The organism is Leisingera sp. SA32 (assembly GCF_056033425.1).
Map to the genome: position 1 here is coordinate 98,201 of NZ_JBVYHB010000012.1, position 19,993 is coordinate 118,193.

Below are 19,993 nucleotides of genomic sequence, written 5' to 3' on the forward strand. Positions count from 1 at the left end.
GTCAGACGATACCGGCCTTGAACGGGTCGTCGGGGGCGAACACCAGCCTGGACTCCGCCATCACATAGGCCTGGCCGGTGATGCGCGGGATGACCCCATCCGTCGGACCGGGCCGATAAGACAGCCTGTAGGAACTGCCGATCACGCTCTCCAGCAGGATCTCCTCGCCCATTGCCAGCTGACCGTTGGCCGCAAGGCAAGACACGAAAGCCGAGCTTCCGGTGCCGCAGGGAGAGCGGTCATATTCATTGTCCGGGCACAGCACGAAATTGCGGCGCAGCGCGGATGCGTTCGGGCTGGCGCCGCTGAGGATCACGTGATCGACCGGCTGCCCTTCGGGGCCGCTGATGCCACCGCGAATGCAGGCCTCGCGAATGGCAACCGACAGGTCCGTCAACGCAGTGATGTTGGCGCCGGACACCTCCAGCGGCGACTCCGCGATGAAGAACCAGTTGCCCCCATAGGCCATGTCTCCGGTGATCGCGCCGTGGCCCGCGACCTCGACCGTCACGTCGTGATGGATGCGGCGGCTTTCGATGTTGGTGACAGAGACGGTGTTGGCGTCATGCAGCTCCACCGTGACCACCCCTGCCGGGGTTTCGATCCTGTGGGTGCCTTGGGAAATGCGTCCCATATGCGCCAGAGTGACGGCGAGGCCGATGGTGCCATGGCCGCACATGCCCAGCACCGCATCCGCATCGAAATAGATGACGCCCGCTACGCAGTCCGGGTCCACCGGCTCCACCAGCAGCGCCGCCACCATGCCGGCCTGGCCGCGTGGTTCCAGCAGCACCGCGTTGCAGAAATCCAGATGGTCTTTGGCCAGCGCCTCTGCCCGCGCGGAAAGCGGCCCCGACCCAAGGTCGGGGCTGCCCTCAAGGATGACCCGTGTGGGCATCCCGCCGGTATGGCTGTCGATTACATGCATTCAGCGATAATCCCGCCCTGCGCGGACCAATCAGCGAACCAGGTGCGGAACAGGTTGTACTGCTGTTCGCAATAGTTGCGCTGCGCGTCGGTCAGCTCATCGGTCTCGATGAAGTGCAGACGGTATTCTTCCTCGCCGTTCAGAACCAGCAGGTACTTGTAGTAGAGAACCAGGTCGGTGCCCTCGTCAAAGCTGGCCAATACGCCAAAGGCTTCTTCCAGCTCACGCGCGCGCAGGCGGGCTTCGGCGTTGCCCTCGGCAGCCTTCTGCGACAGGGCTGCCAGCAGCAGGGCTTCCTTGGGCAGGGCGGTGCCGATGCCGGTGATGGAGCCGGTGGCGCCACAATTGACAAAGCCGTGGTAGACCTCGGTGTCCACGCCCACCATCAAGGTGACCTGATCGTCCTTGCTGGTGATGTGCTCTGCTGCGTAGCGCAGATCGTCCTTGCCGCCGAATTCCTTGAAGCCAACCAGGTTCGGGTGTTCAGCGCGCAGCGCAAAGAACAGATCCGCGCGGGTGGCAAAACCATAAACCGGGCTGTTGTAGATGATCGCAGGCACATCGGGGGCGGCGGTCAGGATCGCCTTGAAATGGTTTTTCTGCGCGATGGCAGATGTGCCGCGGGACAGCACGCGCGGGATCACCATCAGACCGGCCGCGCCGACTTTCTGCGCATGTGCCGCCAGCGCCACTGCGGATTTGGAGTTGATCGCGCCGGTGCCCACAACGGTCGGGATGCCTGCTTCGACCAGACGTTCAACGCCGGTCATGCGCTCTTCGTCGGTCAGCAGCGGCCAGTCGCCCATCGAACCGCAGTAGACCACGGCAGACATGCCCGCGGCGATCATTTCCTTGCCCTTTTTCACCAGGGCGTCGAAATCCGGGGTGCGGTCCGCCTTACAGGGCGTCATGAGTGCGGGCATGGTACCCGTAAAGACATTCTGGGACATGGTTGCTCCTTATTGAATATGCCGACTTGCGGGCCAGCCTGCCGTGTCGAGACTCAGGCCGGGCCACGCCCGGTTTTCTGAAGTCCCCAAAAAACCTGTCGCATGTCGAAAATCCGGGGATCGCGACTCTGCAAAACGGTCTTAGTGCATTTTGGATCCAAAATCCAATGCCTTTTCACCCTGGTTCGCAATTTTTGCCACGCATCCACAGGACACCGCTGCCGCAGGGACTTGGCAACCATTCTGAAACAGAAAAGTCGGCGCTGACCGCCGACTTTTCCCTCTTGTACAATGTGTGCCCTTGGCGGAACGGGCACACTCAGCCTAGCAGAAGCTCGGGCAACCACAGCGCCACGGCCGGCACAAACGTGGTCAGCATCAGCGTCGGCAACCAGGCGAAGATAATAAACACCAGCGTCGGCCACAGCATTTTTGCCACCGGGGTCTCGGCAACCTGTGCGCCCAGATACAGCAGCGGTGCAGTTGGCGGCGTGATATTGGCCATGCCGAGGTTGACGCCAATCACGGCCGCAAAATGGATCGGGTCCATGCCGACGCTCTGCGCGATCGGCAACAGGATCGGCGTCGACAGCAGCAGGCCGGAGATGTCATCCATCAGCATGCCGATCAGGATCATTACCACATTGATCATCAACAGGATCACGATCGGGTTGTCGGAAACCGAGTAGACCATCTGCTGGGCGATCTGCGGTGCGCCCTGGGCGATCAGATTGTCAGAGACGATCAGCACCATGAAGATCATAATCATCACCACGCCAATGGTGACGCCGGACTTCTGGATGGTTTCCAGCAGCCCCCGCCACGTTAGCCCGCGATAAAAATAGATCGCAACCGGGATCGCATAGACGACCGCGATGCCCGCGGCTTCGGTCGGGGTCATGATGCCGCCATAGATCCCGCCCAGAATAATGATCGGCATCATCAGCGCCGGTCCGGCCACCCGCCCCTGCGCCTTCAGCGCGGGTAGAAAGGGCGATGGCTGCTCTGACAGTTTGATGTCGTCATGCTTGCGCAGCATGAAACGGTTGGTGATGATCAACAGCGTAATCAGGATGAAAGCAGGAATAACCGTGGACAGAAAGCACTTGAGCACGTGCTGCTGCGCCACCCAGCCATAAAGAATGTGATTGGCGCTTGGCGGGATCAACAGGCCAAGGGGGCTGGCCGCCACCAGCAGTGCTGCGGATTTTCCCTCGGGGTAGTTCGCCTTTTTCAGATGCGGCAGCATGATGCCGCCAATGCAGGTCAGCGTCGAATTCGCGCTGCCCGCGATAGAGCCGAACACCCCGCAGGCCAGAACCGCCGCCGCGCTCAAGCCGCCCTTGAGGTGACCGACAAACATCTCCGCAATTGCCACCAGCGGTGCCGCGATACGGCCACGCTCCATCACGCCGCCCGCGATCATGAACAAAGGAATGGCCAGCAGCACCAGCGACCGCAATCCGGTAGAGCCTGTTGGCAGGTAGCCGGTGATCGACTGATCGCCGACCAGGGCTATGAACATCAGCACCGCCCCAAAGGCCACAAAGACGCTGACGCCCAGCAGCAGCATGGCGCACACGATAACAAGGCTTCCGACGATGATCATGATTGCGCCTCCGGGTTCAGGTCAGATTTGAGAGGCAGGCCAAGACCTTTTCGAATGTGGACATAAAGATGCGCGGCCGAGAACATCGCCATGAAGCCGAAGGCAACCATGATGGCAATGCGCCAAGAGACAAAGGGAATGCGCAGGGCTGGCGTTGCCCGCAGGCGCGGGAAGGAAAAATCATCGGCAAGCGACACATAGCAGGCATAAACGATGAAAACCGTGACCATCAGCTCAATCGCCAGGACAATGAAGCCCCGCCACCAGATCCAGCGCGGGTTGGTAATCACCACTTCCAGAATGTCGGCGTTGATGTGCAGTCGGCGCTCTGACGCCAGCACAGCCCCTGCGAAAAAGCCGACGATGCTGATCGCCAACAGCCACTCTTCATACGCGAAAAGGTCCCCGCCAAGCCCATAGCGCACGATGACGACCAGACCAAAGGTCACGGCCATCAGCGTGCCGGCAAATATGACGATCGCTTTCATGAGAAACATCGCCCAGTTCATCGGCACACCGATGACGCGCGGCAGTTCGTCCGTTACTCGGGCCATCTTGCCCCCTTTTTGACGTTGAGCGCCCTGAAAGCCAAAAAGCCGGAACACGCGCTCGCCGCAGGTCCGTCTTTGTCCCGCTCCCGGCACGATGCCATCCGCCAGGGCGCTCACATGTTGCAAACGCAGACAGGGGCAACCTCGCGTGCTGCCCCTGCTGTAGGTGATTACTGAACGGCTGCCAGAACCTGGTCAATCACATCTTTGCCCACGGCGCCTTCCATGGTCGGCCAGATGGCGCTGCGCACGTATTCGGCCATCGCCTTCTGTTCCTCGTCGTTCAGCTTGAGGATCGTGTAACCGCTGTCGACCAGCTTCTGGCCATAGGCCTCGTCGTTCTTGCGGTTGTACTCAAAGAAGTCAGCAGAGGCCTTATCCATGGCCGCCTGGATGACCGCACGTTGTTCGTCGTTCAGCTTGGCCAGCGTCCGTTCGGAGCCATAGTAGAAGGTCTGCTCCAGCAGCGAGTTGTACTCGACGAAATGGGTGCCAACGTCGGATTTGGCAAAGATCGAGTAGGTTGCGGTCTTGGTGCAGCAGATCGCGCCGTCCACGATGCCGGACTGCAGCGCCGGGAAAATGTCGCCCCAGGCCATGGTGGTGGCGCGATAGCCCAGTGCCTCTACGGTGGATTTCACCGCGTTCGAGGACCAGACACGAATGTTCATGCCCTTGTCTTCGAAGTTGTTCCAGTTTTCCGGTTCGCGGGTGGCAACGATGCCGACAAAGCCTTCCGGGTTGGCGGCCATGACACGTATGCCATATTCGTCGGTGATGTCCTGCAGGATGCGGTTGTAGTCCGAATCCATGTCGCGCAGCACGCGGTCCATGTCGTCATAGCTGCTGACGAGGAACGGCATGTTCAGGAACTCCAGACGTGGATCGGTGTCGGAGTAGATAAAGGCCGACGCAAAGTCGATGTTGCCGCGCGCCACGTCTTCGAACAGCGCCTCGCCAGAGCCCAGCTGGCTGGCCGGGAAGACGGTCATATCCAAGCCAACGCCAGCGGCATTCACCTCAGCCGCCACCTGTTCCATCATTTTCGTACCCTGATGGTCGATCGGGAACACACCTGCAAAGCGCAGTTTGATGTCCTCAGCGAAGGCGGGTGCAGCGACCTGCAGGGCCAGTGCACTGGCCGCCACTGCTTTCAACAGCGTTTTCATTCCTCAGTTCTCCATGTTGTGAAGGCAATACCAAATCCAACCGGCTGCCCGGCTTCTCTTCGCGCGTTTTTCTTGCGGGCATGCCAGTTGCCGTTCACGGCACGCTGTTGAAGCATTTCGAACCGGTCGGTCAAACTGACGCCCCAGCGGCGCGCACAAAATGTCCGTCAGACCCAGCCATGCTTCATCCTCCCAAACGCAGCTCCGAGCCTTATACTGATACAATATCCAAAATCCAATAGTCTTGACCGCCTACCGGCCAACTAAAAAACGCCTATTATTTACATACGTGTAGGGTCACAAGCCGATTTCCGACAGCGTGGGATCCGTCGATTTGGCTGCTGGGGCGCACGCATCTGAGAAGGAGAATCACCCGCTTCAGGAACGACACCGGGGGGGCTATTGCCCCCCCAGATCACCTCAGCCTATGCAGCACATCTGCAAAAAGGAGCGTCTTCGCCGCTAAGCTGTTTTAGCGCGCATCCGCGCCAAATCCTGGCTTACGATCTCTCGCATCTCCGCCTGATTCATGGGTTTCCCAAAGTAGAAGCCCTGCACGGACGCGCATTTTTCCTGTTGCAGGAAAGCGAGCTCTTCCTTTTCCTCGACACCTTCGGCGAGAACGGGAATTTTCAGCGCGGACCCCAGCAAAAGCGTCGACCGCACGATGGCGGCGCTTTGTGCGTTTTTGTGGACGCCCCGCACGAAACTGCGGTCGATCTTGATCTTGTCGAACGGAAAGGTCTGCAAGGTCGCCAGCGACGAATACCCGGTGCCAAAGTCGTCCATCGCGATCCGGACGCCATAGTCCTTCAACTGGTGCATGACCTTCAGCGTATGGGCCTGGTCGTCGATGATGCTGGATTCGGTAATTTCGAGCTCCAGCCGTTCTGGTGACAAGCCGGTCTCCAGCAAGACGTCCATGACATCCTCGACAAACGATGGCTGAACCAGCTGCTGCGGCGCCACATTCACCGCCACCTGATACGGGTGCGACCAGCTTGCAGCTTCGGTGCAGGCGGCCCGCAGAACCCAGTGACCGATTTCGCGGATCAGCCCGGTCTCCTCCGCGATGGGGATGAATTCCGCGGGAGACACCCTGCCCCGCGACGGGTGATTCCAGCGCAAAAGAACCTCAAACCCCATCGGGTCCAGCGTGGTCAGGTCGTTTTGCAGCTGGTAGGCCAGCTCAAACTGCCCCGCGGCCCCGGCCTGGCGCAGGTCATGAACCAGCTGCAACCGGTCGCGGCTCTGGCGATCCATCTCGGCGCTGAACTGGCAGATGCTGGCCGCGGAATCGGATTTCGCGCGATACATCGCCAGATCAGATTTATACAGCAGATCCTGTGGATCCCGGCCATCCGTCAGACTGGTCGCAACGCCGATGGAGGCACCAACCCGCACGGACAGGGCATCAAGGTCAATCGGTTCGATGATGGAGGCATGCAACCGTTCCGCATAAGACAACACCTGTTCGATCCGCCGGAACCCTTGCTTGACGGCAACGAACTCATCCCCGCCGACGCGGGCGATATGCTCGTCCGCCCCTTGCTGTCCGCGCAGACGTTCCGACACCGCCTGCAACACTTTGTCCCCCACCGCGTGACCGTGCAAGTCGTTGACCTCTTTGAACAGGTTGAGATCAATGGTCAGCACCGCGGCGCGTTCTGTCTCGTCCCGTTGCAAACGCAGACGCAAGGACGACAAATATTGTGTCAGCCACATGCGGTTTGGCATCGCTGTCAGCGGATCATGCAAGGCGGCATGGGCCAACTTGTCCTGCGCCTCGATTTCGAGATTCGACTCAATGCTGGCGGAGGCAAAACCGACCAGCAGGATCAACCCCATGACGCCAAAGATCAACATGCTGAGGGTGGTGTCGGCGATCACCTTGGGCGGCACCTCTACCAGCGGGCTAAGGCGCACGTCGATTGCACTCATACCGGTGAAATGCATGGCACAGATCGCCAGCACCAGAAGCCCGGAGGCGTACATCCAGTCCCTGCTGCCCTGTCGGCTGGACGCGATGAAGCGATAGCTTAGGGCTGCGAAGCCCGCACCCGCAAGAACGGATGCGAGCTGGTATTCCGACCTCCACTCTATTGTGCCGGGCAGCAGGAAAGCCTTCATCCCGGTGTAATGCATCGCAGACACCCCCAGACCAAACAGGGAGCCCGCCACCAGTGGCATAGACCGGCCACGCCCATAGGTCAGAACGGCATTGGCAGTCAGCACGCCCAACATCCCAACCAAAAGAGAGAGGCCCGTGACCAGCGGCTCATAGCCATTCTCGAACCCTGGTTCATACGCCAGCATGGCAATGAAATGGGTCGACCAAATGGTTGCGCCGCCGATCATGCTGGACAGTCCCAACTGGATCAGCTGCCGCCGCCCGCTGGCAGCAGTCAACCGACTGGACAGCCGCACGGAAAGGCTGGCACCAACGATGCAGACCAAAGCGGCCACCGCCACCAGCCCGGTGTCATGCTGCATCGCGATGCAGTCCAAAATTCGGTACATTGAGTGCCTCAGTTGATAGTCCGTCAGACTACCGTAATCCCACCGAATACTTAATGAAGCGCCAACGCACGCTCGTTAACCATTTGACAAATATTATAATTTTAAGAAACTTGAGCCCGCTTGACCGCTAGCCCGAACCGTGTCCATCGGCATCTGTCAGCGCGGGTTGCTTTGGCTGTCGCAGCGGTGCGGCGCGAAACCACAACCGTGCAGCGTCCTGAAACCAAGTGCCGCAGAAGCCGCCATTGTCGCACCAAAGCCTCTCAGGTCGTCTGAACGATCCAGTGCGGTCTTATCCCGCATTTTGCAATATAGGGGACGACATCGTGTCCTTTGAACAGACCGTGATCCGTAACAAGAACCGTGCCAAGCCCCGCAGCCGCCCCACCCAGCACATCCGTGTGCAGCGTGTCCCCAACCATCGCAATGCGATGGAGCGGAATGCCGTCCAGCCGGGCAAGCGCGGCTTGGAACGCATTGCCGAAAGGTTTGCCGTAGAACGCCGCCCGACCGCCGGTCTTTTGCATGATCTGATGCGCGATCAAACCCGGCTCGACAGACAGGCCCGTCTCACGCGGGGCGACCAGATCCGGGTTGGCCACGACCAGCGGCCTGGGGTTGGCCAGCAGCGCCTCCGCAAGGGCGGCCGTGTTCCTGTCGCTCCAGCGCGCGGAGGACAACAGCAGGAATCCGCCCGCCGTGCGCAACAGCTCCGGGTCATCGTTCAGATGTTCGATCCGCACCGTTTCGGGTGCGTCGTTGAAATCGTCGCCCGCGGCCGCGACAGCAGCCCAGGCTTGCCCGTCCGGCAACGCCGACAAGGCTGCAAAGGCGACATCCCGGCTGGACACGACCTCGGACGCGTCGAAATCGAACCCAAGCCGATGGTACTTTGCCAGGATCTCGGTACGGGTGTAGCTCGCGGCGTTGGTCAGGACCACCAGCCGTTTTCCCAATGCGCGCAGCGCGGCCATACGCTCCACCGCACCTGCAATTGCGGCTTCGCCGCGGTTCAGCACGCCGAAAGCATCAAGGACATAGGCGTCGTAATCCGCGGCTGTGTCGCCAAGGTCGCGACCATGCTGCGCCGCTGACGGAACCTCTGCGGACGGCAGCACCGAGCGCAGGTTCTCGTACATGTCGAATGCGTGATCCGTGCTGATCATCTCGCTCTTTTCCCGTCGGAACAGCCGCAGCCGGATTTCGGTCTCTGCGCCTCCGACGGCAAGGCGTCAGGGCGTAATGACCGAAGGCCGACTGCGACCGTGTGTGTGTTACAAGATCTTCTTGCGCAGGTAGGAAGACACCACCTCGCCAAAGACGACAAGGGCCAGAATGGTCAGCAGAACCATCGACACTTCGGGCCAATTGAAAGTGTCGATCGCGCCTTGCAGGATCATGCCGATGCCGCCCGCGCCGACAAGGCCAAGAACGGTGGATTCGCGCAAGTTGATGTCCCAGCGCAAGATTGCCACGGCAAAGAAGGCGGGCATCACTTGTGGCACGATGGCGTACAGCACGATCTTGAAGCGCGACGCGCCGCAAGCTTCGAGCGCCTCAACCGGCTTGCGGTCGATCTCCTCGATCGCCTCGCCCAGCAGCTTGCCGAGGAAGCCGATTGAGCGGAACATGATCGCCACGATCCCCGCCACGATTCCGGGACCGAAGATGGCCACGAACAACAGCGCCCAGATGATGGTGTTCACCGACCGCGACGACACCAGGATGAAGCGCCCGACCCACAGGGCGAACTTGTTTGGTGTGGTATTCTGCGCCGCGATATAGGCCACTGGAAGCGAGACCACGACGGCGATCATCGTCGCCAGTGTGGCGATGTTCACCGTCTGCCAGATCGCCTCTAGGATCGACGGAAGGTTTGAGGGGTCCGGCGGCATCATTCGGCCAAACAGGTCGCCCATCTGCGACGGTGCGTCCCAGACCCAGGCCCAGATCACGTCGATGCTGCTCAGCGCCCAGGCAACGACCAGCAGGGTCAGGGCAAAGCCGCCATAGCGCATCAGCCGCTGGCGCAGGGTAAAGCGCGACCAATGGTCGAGGGTTTGGTTCAATGGTTGGCCGGTCATCATGCAATCCGTTTCCTGATAAATCCGCTCACCGCCTCAGAGATGAGGATGACGCCGACGATGACCATGGTGATCGCCAAGGCAAAGTCGTAGTCGTAGCGTCCAAAGGCATTGGCCAGGGTCGCGCCGATCCCGCCCGCACCCACGATGCCAACAACCGCAGAGGCGCGCAGGTTGCTGTCAAGTTGGTAGATGCCGAGGCCCACGAGACGCGGCATGATCTGCGGCATCACCGCATAGGCCAGGGTCGCGATAAACCCGGCCCCGGCGGATCGCATTGCCTCGACCTGACCAAAGTCGATTTCCTCGATCCGCTCTGCCAGCAGTTTGGCGACAAAGCCGATGGAATAGACCACCAGCGTCAACGCGCCCGCAAAGGGGCCAAAGCCCACGGCCTTTACAAAGATGATCGCGACGATCACCGGGTGGAAGCTACGTGCAACGATGATGATGCCGCGGCCCAGGAAATAGACCGGTTTCACCGCGATGTTTCCTGCCGCCATGAAGGCCAGCGGCACCGACAGAAGAATGCCGCCGACCGTGGCGAGGATGGCGATCTTCAGGCTCTCCATGAAACCGTCGAACAGCAGTCCAGCGCGTTCGAAACTGGGCGGGAAGGCACCGCTAAAGATGCGCTGCGCCCGTGTCATCCCGTCCGAAACGCGGTCCCAGTCGATGGGCAGAGTCGCCAGTGTGACCACGAAATAGACCACCACTGCGGCCAACAGCCCGTAGCGCAGCAACGGGTTGGCAATGAACGGCGGTTTGCGCCAGGTGTCCTTGACCGTGCTCATGCCGCCGCCCCGACCTGAGCGCGGTCCTCGGCGGGCACACCTGCATAGATCTCGTCCATCTGCTCCTTGCCCAGCGCCTCCGGCTTGTCGTCAAAGATGATCCGCCCGTAGCGCATGCCGACGATGCGATCGCTGAATTCCTTGGCCTCGGTCACGTTGTGGATGTTGATAATGACCGGCAGCTTCAGCTCATTTGCCAGATCGCGCAGCAGCGTCATGATCTGCTCAGAGGTCTTGGGGTCGAGCGAGGCAGTCGGCTCATCCGCCAGCAGGATCTCGGGCCGCTGCATCAGCGCGCGTACCACGCCGACCCGCTGGCGCTCGCCCCCCGACAGCTCATCGGCGCGCTTGTTCGCATAATGGGCGATGCCCACCCGCTCCATCAGTTCATAGGCATGGCGGATATCTTCGCGCGGGTAGCGCCGGGTCAGCGCCGCCCAGGTGGAGATATAGCCAAGCCGCCCGGACTGGACGTTTTCCATCACCGTCAGCCGGTCGATCAGGTTGAAGCTCTGAAACACCATGCCGATCCGGCGCCGCGCGGTGCGCAGCTCGCGGCGGCTCAGCTTGGTGAAATTGGTGCCATTCAGATCGATGGTGCCGGATGTCGGCTCCACTAGGCGGTTGATGCAGCGCAGAAGGGTGCTTTTGCCTGCGCCGGACGAACCAATGACCGAGGTCAGCTGATCGCCCTCGACGGTCAGATCCAGCTCCTTCAGCACCGGATCGCCAGATCCGTAGCGTTTGGTCAGTTTGGTGATTTTCAGCATGACGGTCTCCCGGACATAGCGCGGCCCCGCCCCTGTCACGTTGCCACAGGGCAGAGACGTAAACCGGGCCGCGAAAGGCGCCCGGTCAGACCTGTGCTGACCGGGCTGTTTCATTTGTAGATAGTGTTATTTCCCGGCAAGGCCCTGCGGCGTGTATTCAACACCGTTGGAGGCCTGGATCTGGCGGATGACCGCCCATTGATCCTTGTAGGTGATCGGGATGAACTTGCTGACGCCATCAAACTCTTCGCCCAGCTTGGTACCGGCAAAATCGAAGCTGAAGAACGCTTCCTTGATCTTCTCGGTCAGCTCAGGGTCGAGATTGTGCGCCACCGTGAAGGAGGTCGTCGGGAAGGGATCGCTTTCCCAGATCTTACGCACATCCGCGGTGTCATAAAGACCCCGCTCCGCCATGCGGTCCACCACTTCGGAGGCCACCGGCGCCGCGTCATAGTCGCCCGCAACCACGCCCAGCATCGACTGATCGTGGGAGCCGGAATAGATGACCTCGTAATCCTTGTCGGGCACCACGCCCAAGTCAGGGAACAGCGCGCGAGGTGCCTGATTGCCGGAGTTCGAAGTCGGCGAGGTATGCGCCACGCGGCGGCCCGCCAGATCTTTCACTTCCTTGATGTCGCTGTCAGCCTGGGTGAAGACCTGAAGCTTGTAGCCGAACTGGCCGTCCTCGGCGCCCATGATGGCAAAGGGCACGGCGCCCGCCAGGTTCACCGCAAAGGGCGTCGGCCCGGTGGAGAAGCCCGCCACGTGCAGACGGCCAGAGCGCATTGCCTCGACCTCGGCAGAGTTCGACTGGACCGCAAAGAACTGCACATCCTTGCCTGTCTTTTCCGAGAGGTGCTCAATGAACGGTTCCCAGATGTCGGCATAAACCGCCGGATCTTCGACCGGGGTATAGGCAAAGACCAGCGTGTCGGGGTTGCTCAGCTTGGCCGGGTCGGTCGGCGTGTCTGCCACCAGGTCGCCGTTTGCATCGCAATACAGCGCGTCCAGCGCGCCGCGCTCGGCGCAGTCTTCGGCAGCGGCTGCAAAGGCGCTCAGCGACAGAACGCCCAGTGCCGTTGCGGCACGGGTGAAAAGTTTTGTCATGGTATCCTCCCTAGATACGCCTGCCGGAAACCTCCCCGGTTGATCAGGCGCTGACCCCGCAACGATAGGCGCGGCGCAGTTGGGCAGGCGAGCCACGTTCTGTTAACGGAACCGCGCGACGGCAGGATTCATGTTAACAGTGTTACAATCTTTCCCACATCCCCTTAAACTTTGCAGCGACTTGCGACACTGACAAAGGGCGGATGCCGTGCGCGCCGCGAAAATATCCGCAGGTGACAGGAGGAGGGTTGCATGCAGGAGGGCAGGACAGAGCCGCTCATTGCCATCGTTGACGATGACGCCAACATGCGGGACACGCTGTCTGCGCTAATGCGAGAGAGCGGGTTTGACGCCATTTGCTGTGCCGACATCCCGGCCTTTCACGCTCTTGGCGACCCGCCGCCGGTGGACCTGGCGCTGATCGATCTGCGGCTGCGCGGCGAATCCGGCCTGACGTTGGCGATCCACATCCGCGAACGCTATGAAATCCCCATCGTCATGTTGACCGGTGTCGGCGACGAGATCGACAAGATCATCGGTCTGGAGACCGGGGCCGATGATTATATGATAAAACCCTTCAACCCGCGTGAACTGGTGGCCCGCATCCGGGCAGTCCTGCGTCGCTATGGCCACGGCACCGCCCGTCCAAGCGCCAACCCCGGCCAGGAAATTGTTTTTGGCGCTAAGCGGATCGACGTGCAATCCCGCCGCCTGCTGGACAGCGAGGGCGAGGAGATCCCGCTCACCAACGCCGAATACCGCCTGTTGGAATATTTCGCCCGCAACCCCGACCGTGTCATCCCGCGCCCGGAGCTGCTGGAAGAGCTCGGCTCTGATATGCAGCGCTACGTGGATCGCACCATCGACGTGTTGATCCTGCGCCTGCGCCGCAAGATTGAAAGTGTGCCCTCCAAACCCGTTCACCTGCAAACCCGGCGTGCGCAGGGCTACGTGTTCCGGCTTTCAGGGAGCTGAGGGTGGTGCCTTGGCTCTCTTCTCTCAGCGTTCGGGTTCGGCTTTCTGCTGCCATCGCGGTGCTATTCGCCTTGATCCTGCTGGTCAGCCTGATCGGGATGCGGGTGCTGAACCGGACCGAAGCCTGGATGAACGTGCTGCATCAGGACACACTGGCCGAAGTATCAAAGGCGCTCGATCTGTCACGCCATGCCGCCGATCTGGCGACCTCCGCCCCTTTTCTTTATGCGCTGTTTCCCCCCTTCCAGCTTGAGCAGGAAGCGGCAAAAGTCCGCGACAGCCTGGCCCGGATTTCAGCCCATGCGACCGGAGATTCCGCACTGCACCTGCCCCTGGCGCGGCTGCGGGTTGCCATCGACGATTTGACCACTGCACTGGTTCCGCAAACAGCACGCAAAGCGGACCTGATCGCGATAGACCGCGAGATGCAGCGACTGAACGGACGCATCCAGCGGCAGTCAGGCAATACAACGCTGCCGCTGGCAGAGCGGGAGATCTGGGCCGAATTGCAGCAGCTATCGGCCAGCGCCATCGCCGCCGGACGGGCCGCGGCCCTGATCGAATTGGGTGAGTTCACCCGTCGCTATACCGCCATCCGCGCCCGCCTGGAGCCGCGCCTGCTGCCGCCGCATCTTGGCACCTACCGCGAGATCCAGGCCTCTTTGTCCCGCAACGGTGGGCTCTTTGTGCTCAAACACCGTGAACTTGCCGCCGCGCTTGACGCGGAGAACGCGCTTTTTCGTATCCGGCAGGAAGTCGGCCGCGTGACCACCTACGCAGAAGAAAAAGTCGCGCAGGCAGAGGCCCGCCTGAGCCGCGCCAGAGCCGAAACCTCGCACAACCTCGGCATCGCCAAGAATTCCTTCTTCGCGTTCACATTGATGAGCCTGCTGGTGGCGGTGACCTCTGCGCTCTATGTCTCGCGCTACGTTACCGGCAACCTGCGCCGCGTTGCTGTGGCGATGCGCAAACTCGCCGCGGGTGATCATCGCAGCGACCTGCCCCGCGCGCGCGTCAGCAAGGACGAGATCGGCCAGCTTTTCGCCGCCTTTCAGGTGTTTCGCGACAACGCCCGCAAGCTGGACCGCCGCACCGGAGAAATCCGCCGACAGAACGCGCTGTTCTCCCGCGTGTTCCGCAATATCAAGGATGGCGTCGCCATCACTGCGGTCGACGGCCAAATCGAAGCGGAAAACGGCAATCTTCGCTCCCTTTTACGGCTTCCGCCGGACGACGGCAAAACCCGCACCGACATGCAGGGGCTTATTGCCTGCTCGGCGTTCGTGCGGCAGGCCAGCGCAGGGGAACGAGGCGGCTTTGAGGAATATGCAGATGCGTCCGGCCATGTGCTGGAGCTACGCCACTCGCCGATGCCGGATGGCGGCGCGGTCTGGCTGCTGTCTGAAACCACAGAGCGAAAGCGCATCGACGAACGGCTGGAGGAAATCCGCCGGGTTGAAACGCTTGGCAAGGTCACCGGCGAAGTCGCCCATGACTTCGGCAATATTCTGTCCAGCATCTCTGGCAACCTGCACCTTTTGGACGAGGCGGACGCGGAAAAATCCCGACACTTTCGCGCCCGCATCCGGTCTGCCGTGGACTTGGGCGTATCCCTGACGGAGCGCCTGCTGGCTTTTGCACGCAAGCAGCATCTGGAACCGCAGGTCACAGACGTCGGGATGTTGGTCCAGGGCATGGCGGACCTGCTGGAGATCGCGCTGCCGGAGACTGTGTCTCTCAGGTTCGAGCTTTCGCAAACCCCTGTCTTTGCGCGGGTCGATCCGGGGCAACTGGAAAGTGCCGTTTTGAACCTGTGTGTGAATGCCGGGCAAGCACTCACCGGCGCGGGCACAGTTCTGGTTACCGTCGGCACAGGAAAGGGCGGTGGCGCAAGCTTGTCCATCCGCGACGACGGCTGCGGTATGCCACCGGACGTCCTGCGAAGGGCCGCCGAACCTTTCTACACCCACCGCAACGATGGCAACGGCACGGGGCTTGGGCTGTCCATGGTGGATGGTTTTGTTCACCAGTCAGGCGGATATCTGACCATCACCTCAAGAACCGAGCCGCCAGCCCAAGGCACAACTGTCACGCTGGATTTCCCTCCGCTGGAAGCTGACACTAGCCCCCATAGCCGCACGCCCCCCGCTGGGACCGCTCTGGTGGTCGACGATGATCCGGCCAACCTGGCCGCCACATCCCGCGTGCTGGAACATCTGGGCTACACTGTGTGTACCGCTCCCAGCTTCGCCGATGGCACGGCACAGATCCGGCAGAAAGACCCGCTGAATTTGGTCCTGAGCGATCTTAACCTGGACGATGGCGCCTCTGGCTGGGAGATCCTGCAGCTGGCGCACGAGCTGCACCCCGAGTGTCGGCTGGTGCTGATGTCGACGAGAGAAGCCGCACGTGTTCCCACAGCACTGACAGGCGTGAACCGGTTGGACAGGCTGACCAAACCGGTTACGGATGCAATGCTACGCGACCTATTGACGACCTGATGCACATGCAGACACGCCATCCTGCGCCAGACGTACATACAGGTAGACGGCGCGACCTCAGCACTTTGGAGCCCTGCTCGTCCCAACAGTCGTCTGCTGCCCTTCCGTAGCTTTACCGCGCCACGCAGTCTGGATCCCGGCTGCCGAGCGCGGGCAGGTATCGCCGCCCGTCGTCCGGCGTGCGAAACCTACAAAGTCGCCCCTTCGAATTTTGCCAGTTTAATACCACTGGCCTGCAGAGCGTTTTTGACGTCGGCGGCGATCGCCACCGCAGCCGGGGTATCACCATGCAGGCAGATGGTGTCGATCCGCGCCGCGATGCGCTTACCGCTGGCCGTGATGATGGCGCCCTCTCGCACCATTTCTACCATCCGCCGTCCGGCCTCTGCCGGGTCATGGATCACCGCACCGGGAAGGCTGCGGTCCACCAATGTGGCATCGTCGTTGTAGGCCCGGTCAGCAAAGATTTCGCATGCGGTTTTGCAGCCCAGCTCCTCCGCGGCCTTCTGCTGCGCGGTGCCAGCCAACACCATCACGATGATGTCCGGGTCCACCGACAAGGCTGCCTGGTAACAGGCCTGCGCCATCGCAACATTTTCCGAGGCCATGTTTGCCAGCGCCCCGTGCAGTTTCAGATGGCGCACCGCGCCGCCCGCAGCGCGCGCCATCGCCTGCGCCGCGCCAAGCTGGTAGCGCACCATGTTCCCCAGCGTTTCGTTCGGCACGGACATGCGTCGGCGGCCAAAGCCCTGAAGGTCGGGAAAACCCGGATGCGCACCAATGCCCACTCCCCGCGCCACCGCGTTTTTCATTGTCGCGGCCATCACGTCCGGGTCGCCCGCGTGATAGCCGCAGGCGATATTGGCCGAGGTCACGATGTTCAGCAGTCCGGTGTCATCCCCCAGGGACCAGGCGCCAAAGCTCTCGCCCATATCGGCATTCAGATCGACAGTTCGGGTCATCTCATCTCCTCACAAGACATCTTCTTCACCGGCAATCACGCCGCTGATCAGCTGAAAAGACAGCAGATTGGTCATGGTGCGCGGGTCGCGGATCAGGGGCGTGCACTGGCTGCGCAACCCCTCACGCCGTTCCGCCTCGGCCCGTTCCAGCTCCACCGCCTCCTCCAGCGGGATGAACCGGAATTGCAGCTCCGCCCCCGCCGCCGCCTGCGCCAGCAGCGGCAGATCGCACGGCACCACCGTGCCGATCCGGGGATAGCCGCCGGTGGTCTGGCATTCGGACAGCAGCACATAGGGCGTGCCGTCGCCGGTCACCTGGATGTCGCCGGGCACGATGACCTCCGACACCACGGAGCGCGCGCCCTCGGTGCGAAAGCCTTCGCCATCGCTGTTCATCGGCACACCCATCCTGTTGCCGCGCGCACCGCGGCGGAAGGCCGTCTGCTCGAACCGTTTCAGTTCAGCGTCCGGAAACAGGGACGTCTGCAAACTCGCAACCACCCGCACGGTGCCGCCCTCGAAGCGGTTGTCAGGTGTCAGGCCCAACCCCGTGGTGCGGCCGCTGTCTTCACCGACCTCAAGCACATCGCCTTCAGCCAGCGGCGCGCCAATGCCCGCGGCCAGGTGCACCGCACGCGCGCCCAAGTGCTGTGGCGTCTGCAAGCCGCCGCCAACATGCAGATAGCCATAGCTTCCGCTGCGCGCAGCGCCGATGGTCAGCCGCGCGCCGGCGGGTAGCAGGTGGCTGGCGTTCCAGGCCGCGGTCGCACCGTCGATGCTGGCCCGCATCGGTGCGCCGGTCAGCGCAATCCGCAGGTCCACATCCGCCTGAAACTCGCCGCCCATGCCGACCATCTCGATCGCCGCGCGTTCCGCACCTTGCCCCAAAAGCGCCGCGCCCTCGGCCAGCGCCAGCCGGTCGGCCGCGCCGCCGCGCGACACGCCGTACGCCAGCCAGCCTGTCCGACCAAGGTCTTGAACGGTCAGGCCCGGTCCGGCACGCAGAATGGTCAATGTGCCGCTCATGACAGATCCTCCGCCTTGGCGCCGCCCAACGGGTCGCGCCGCAAGCCTTGCAGCTCCTCCGGCGTCACGGAGGTAAATTGCGCCTCATCGCCGGGTCGCAGCAGGAAAGGCTCCTCTGCATCGGGGCGAAACAGGCGCACTGCGGTCTGGCCCGCGTGCATCCAGCCCGTGGGCGTGGCGACAGAAAACAAGACCAGCTGCCGGATCGCGACCGCTAGCGCGCCCTCGGGAATGCGGGAGGTCAGTTGGCTTTGGCGCGGGATGTCCCAGGCCGCGGGCAGCTCGCCCAGGTAGGGCTGGCCGGGGGCAAAGCCGATGGTCTGCACCCGCACCCGCGCCGAGGACAGCGAGGCCACCGCCTCTGCTTCGGACATGCCCGCGGCTTCTGCCGCCTGCGATAGCTGCGGTGCCAGATCGGTGCCGAAGACCGCCGGGATGCGCCACAAGCGGCGCTGGCCGGGAAGCTCGGCGGCGTACCAGTCGCGCTGCGCCAGCAGCTGTTCCAGCCGTGCCCGCAGGCCCGCGTGGTCGACATGCCGCAGATCAAAGCGCACATAGGCCGAGACCAGCGAGGTGGACACCTCTTCTACCCCGTCCCAGCTTTCCTTTGCCAGCGCCGCGCGGAACGCCAAGGCGGCGCGGTTGGCAGGCTCGCTCAAGCGGTTGCCGAAGCTCACCAGCATGCCGTCGACACCCACTGTGCGGATCTCGGGCGCCGGTGCTGCCGCGTTTTCCTGTGCCATCACATTTGCTCCGGCAGGTAGGTGACGATGGCCGGGAACAGCGCAATTAGCACCAGCGCCACAATCATCAAGAAGAAGAATGGCAGGGCCGCCTTGGCCACGGTCAGAATATCGCGCCCGGTCAGCGATTGCAGCACGAACAGGTTGAACCCGACTGGCGGGGTGATCTGCGACATCTCCACCACGATCACCAGGAAGATGCCGAACCACAAGGGATCGATCCCCGCCTCCAGCACCATCGGCATGATCACCGAGGCGGTCAGCACCACCACCGAAATACCGTCAAGGAAGCAGCCCATTATAACAAAGAAAATCGTCAGCGCTGCCAGCAGGGTGAAGGTCGACAGGTTCAGGGAACCGATCCACTCGGCCAGAATGCGCGGAATGCCGGTGAAGCCCATCGCCACGGTCAGGAACGAGGCCCCCGCCAGGATGAAGGCGATCATGCAGGAGGTGACGGTCGCCCCCATCAGCCCCGCGGTAAAGCTCTGGCGGGTGAGCGAGCCCGACTGCCATGACAACAGCAGCGCCAGCACCACGCCCACAGCGGCGGCATCGGTGGGCGAGGCAATGCCCGCATAGATGGAGCCGATCACACCGCCAATCAGCAGCACCACCGGCAGCAGCCTGCGGGCACGCTTCAGTTTCTCGCGAAAGGTGGCGGCCATGTCCTCGGTCGGCAACTGGCTGCGGTTCAGCAAGGCCCAGACCACCACATAGCCGACGAACAGCCCGACCAGCAGCACACCCGGCAGCACGCCCGCAACAAACAGCCGGGCGATGGATTGCTCCGTCGCCACGCCATAGACGATCAGGATGATCGACGGCGGGATCAGCAGCCCCAGCGTGGCAGAGCCCGCCAGGGTGCCGATCACGAGTTTTTCGGGGTAGCCGCGGCGCGACAGCTCCGGGATCGACAGTTTGCCGATGGTGGCCGCGGTCGCGGCGGATGACCCGGACACGGCCGCAAAGATGCCGCAGGCAAAGACGTTCACGTGCAGCAGCTGCCCCGGCAGCCGGTTCATCCAGGGCGACAGCCCGGTGAACATGTCCTCCGACAGGCGCGAGCGGAACAGGATCTCGCCCATCCAGATGAACAACGGCAGCGCCGCCAAGGCCCAGGAATTGCTGTGGCCCCACATGGTGGTGGCCATCACCAGCCCCAGCGGTGCCTCGGTGAACAGCGCCATCGCGGCGATGCCCACGCCCAGCAGGGCAAAGGCCACCCACAGGCCGGCGCCCAAAAACAGGAACAGAAGGATCAGAAGAAGGATGGAAAGCACGGCAACCGACATGGTGATCCC

At 62.1% G+C, this 19,993-nt stretch carries 17 protein-coding genes; 2 read left to right on the forward strand and 15 right to left on the reverse strand.

Annotation, left to right across the window (positions count from 1 at the left end; translation table 11 throughout):
• Position 1 precedes the first annotated feature (1 nt).
• From AC0IPL_RS16275 to phnD, 11 genes are all read right to left on the reverse strand, one after another.
• Entirely contained in the window at positions 2-928 is a 927-nt protein-coding gene (locus AC0IPL_RS16275) for a 4-hydroxyproline epimerase (RefSeq protein ID WP_474275678.1), read from the reverse strand.
• Positions 919-1,878 carry a dihydrodipicolinate synthase family protein gene (locus AC0IPL_RS16280; protein ID WP_474275681.1) on the reverse strand — a complete coding sequence of 320 codons (960 nt, stop codon included), beginning with the start codon at positions 1,876-1,878 and terminating at the stop codon, positions 919-921. The genes AC0IPL_RS16275 and AC0IPL_RS16280 overlap by 10 nt, the downstream gene beginning before the upstream one ends.
• Positions 1,879-2,197: 319 nt before the next feature.
• Positions 2,198-3,487 (reverse strand): TRAP transporter large permease, encoded by a 1,290-nt coding sequence (locus tag AC0IPL_RS16285; RefSeq protein ID WP_474275683.1) that lies wholly within the window; start codon positions 3,485-3,487, stop codon positions 2,198-2,200.
• Positions 3,484-4,155: a TRAP transporter small permease gene (locus tag AC0IPL_RS16290; RefSeq protein WP_474275686.1), complete on the reverse strand. Its 672-nt coding sequence runs from the start codon at positions 4,153-4,155 to the stop codon at positions 3,484-3,486. Before AC0IPL_RS16290 ends, AC0IPL_RS16285 begins: the two co-directional genes overlap by 4 nt.
• A 53-nt stretch (positions 4,156-4,208) precedes the next feature.
• Positions 4,209-5,207 carry a TRAP transporter substrate-binding protein DctP gene (gene dctP / locus AC0IPL_RS16295; RefSeq protein WP_474275688.1) on the reverse strand — a complete coding sequence of 333 codons (999 nt, stop codon included), beginning with the start codon at positions 5,205-5,207 and terminating at the stop codon, positions 4,209-4,211.
• Positions 5,208-5,669: 462 nt separating this feature from the next.
• Complete coding sequence (locus tag AC0IPL_RS16300) at positions 5,670-7,727, reverse strand: putative bifunctional diguanylate cyclase/phosphodiesterase (RefSeq protein WP_474275691.1); 2,058 nt, start codon at positions 7,725-7,727, stop codon at positions 5,670-5,672.
• Positions 7,728-7,990: 263 nt separating this feature from the next.
• Complete coding sequence (locus tag AC0IPL_RS16305) at positions 7,991-8,893, reverse strand: HAD-IIA family hydrolase (RefSeq protein WP_474275693.1); 903 nt, start codon at positions 8,891-8,893, stop codon at positions 7,991-7,993.
• 108 nt (positions 8,894-9,001) lie between these two features.
• Positions 9,002-9,811 carry a phosphonate ABC transporter, permease protein PhnE gene (gene phnE / locus AC0IPL_RS16310; RefSeq protein ID WP_474275766.1) on the reverse strand — a complete coding sequence of 270 codons (810 nt, stop codon included), beginning with the start codon at positions 9,809-9,811 and terminating at the stop codon, positions 9,002-9,004.
• Complete coding sequence (phnE, locus tag AC0IPL_RS16315; RefSeq protein ID WP_474275695.1) at positions 9,811-10,605, reverse strand: phosphonate ABC transporter, permease protein PhnE; 795 nt, start codon at positions 10,603-10,605, stop codon at positions 9,811-9,813. The genes phnE (AC0IPL_RS16310) and phnE (AC0IPL_RS16315) overlap by 1 nt, the downstream gene beginning before the upstream one ends.
• Positions 10,602-11,375 carry a phosphonate ABC transporter ATP-binding protein gene (gene phnC, locus AC0IPL_RS16320; protein ID WP_474275697.1) on the reverse strand — a complete coding sequence of 258 codons (774 nt, stop codon included), beginning with the start codon at positions 11,373-11,375 and terminating at the stop codon, positions 10,602-10,604. Before phnC ends, phnE (AC0IPL_RS16315) begins: the two co-directional genes overlap by 4 nt.
• A 126-nt stretch (positions 11,376-11,501) precedes the next feature.
• The gene (gene phnD / locus AC0IPL_RS16325; protein ID WP_474275699.1) at positions 11,502-12,482 is read right to left on the reverse strand and encodes a phosphate/phosphite/phosphonate ABC transporter substrate-binding protein; all 981 of its coding nucleotides are present in this window, start codon (positions 12,480-12,482) and stop codon (positions 11,502-11,504) included.
• A 252-nt stretch (positions 12,483-12,734) separates the two neighbouring features.
• Here phnD and AC0IPL_RS16330 point away from each other — a divergent pair, with 252 nt between their 5' ends.
• Both AC0IPL_RS16330 and AC0IPL_RS16335 read left to right on the forward strand, forming a co-directional pair.
• Positions 12,735-13,457 carry a winged helix-turn-helix domain-containing protein gene (locus tag AC0IPL_RS16330; protein ID WP_474275701.1) on the forward strand — a complete coding sequence of 241 codons (723 nt, stop codon included), beginning with the start codon at positions 12,735-12,737 and terminating at the stop codon, positions 13,455-13,457.
• 5 nt (positions 13,458-13,462) lie between these two features.
• Positions 13,463-15,958, forward strand: coding sequence for an ATP-binding protein (locus AC0IPL_RS16335; protein ID WP_474275703.1), 2,496 nt, complete (start codon positions 13,463-13,465; stop codon positions 15,956-15,958).
• 188 nt (positions 15,959-16,146) lie between these two features.
• On the opposite strand, the gene AC0IPL_RS16340 is transcribed toward AC0IPL_RS16335, so the two are convergent.
• From AC0IPL_RS16340 to AC0IPL_RS16355, 4 genes are read right to left on the reverse strand one after another with little or no spacing between them, the layout of a single operon-like run.
• Positions 16,147-16,920: a LamB/YcsF family protein gene (locus AC0IPL_RS16340; protein ID WP_474275705.1), complete on the reverse strand. Its 774-nt coding sequence runs from the start codon at positions 16,918-16,920 to the stop codon at positions 16,147-16,149.
• 9 nt (positions 16,921-16,929) lie between these two features.
• The gene (locus AC0IPL_RS16345) at positions 16,930-17,946 is read right to left on the reverse strand and encodes a 5-oxoprolinase subunit C family protein (protein ID WP_474275707.1); all 1,017 of its coding nucleotides are present in this window, start codon (positions 17,944-17,946) and stop codon (positions 16,930-16,932) included.
• Positions 17,943-18,689, reverse strand: a complete 747-nt coding sequence (locus AC0IPL_RS16350) for a 5-oxoprolinase subunit B family protein (RefSeq protein ID WP_474275709.1) — start codon at positions 18,687-18,689, stop codon at positions 17,943-17,945. Before AC0IPL_RS16350 ends, AC0IPL_RS16345 begins: the two co-directional genes overlap by 4 nt.
• The gene (locus AC0IPL_RS16355; protein WP_474275711.1) at positions 18,689-19,984 is read right to left on the reverse strand and encodes a TRAP transporter large permease; all 1,296 of its coding nucleotides are present in this window, start codon (positions 19,982-19,984) and stop codon (positions 18,689-18,691) included. Before AC0IPL_RS16355 ends, AC0IPL_RS16350 begins: the two co-directional genes overlap by 1 nt.
• Positions 19,985-19,993: the final 9 nt, after the last annotated feature.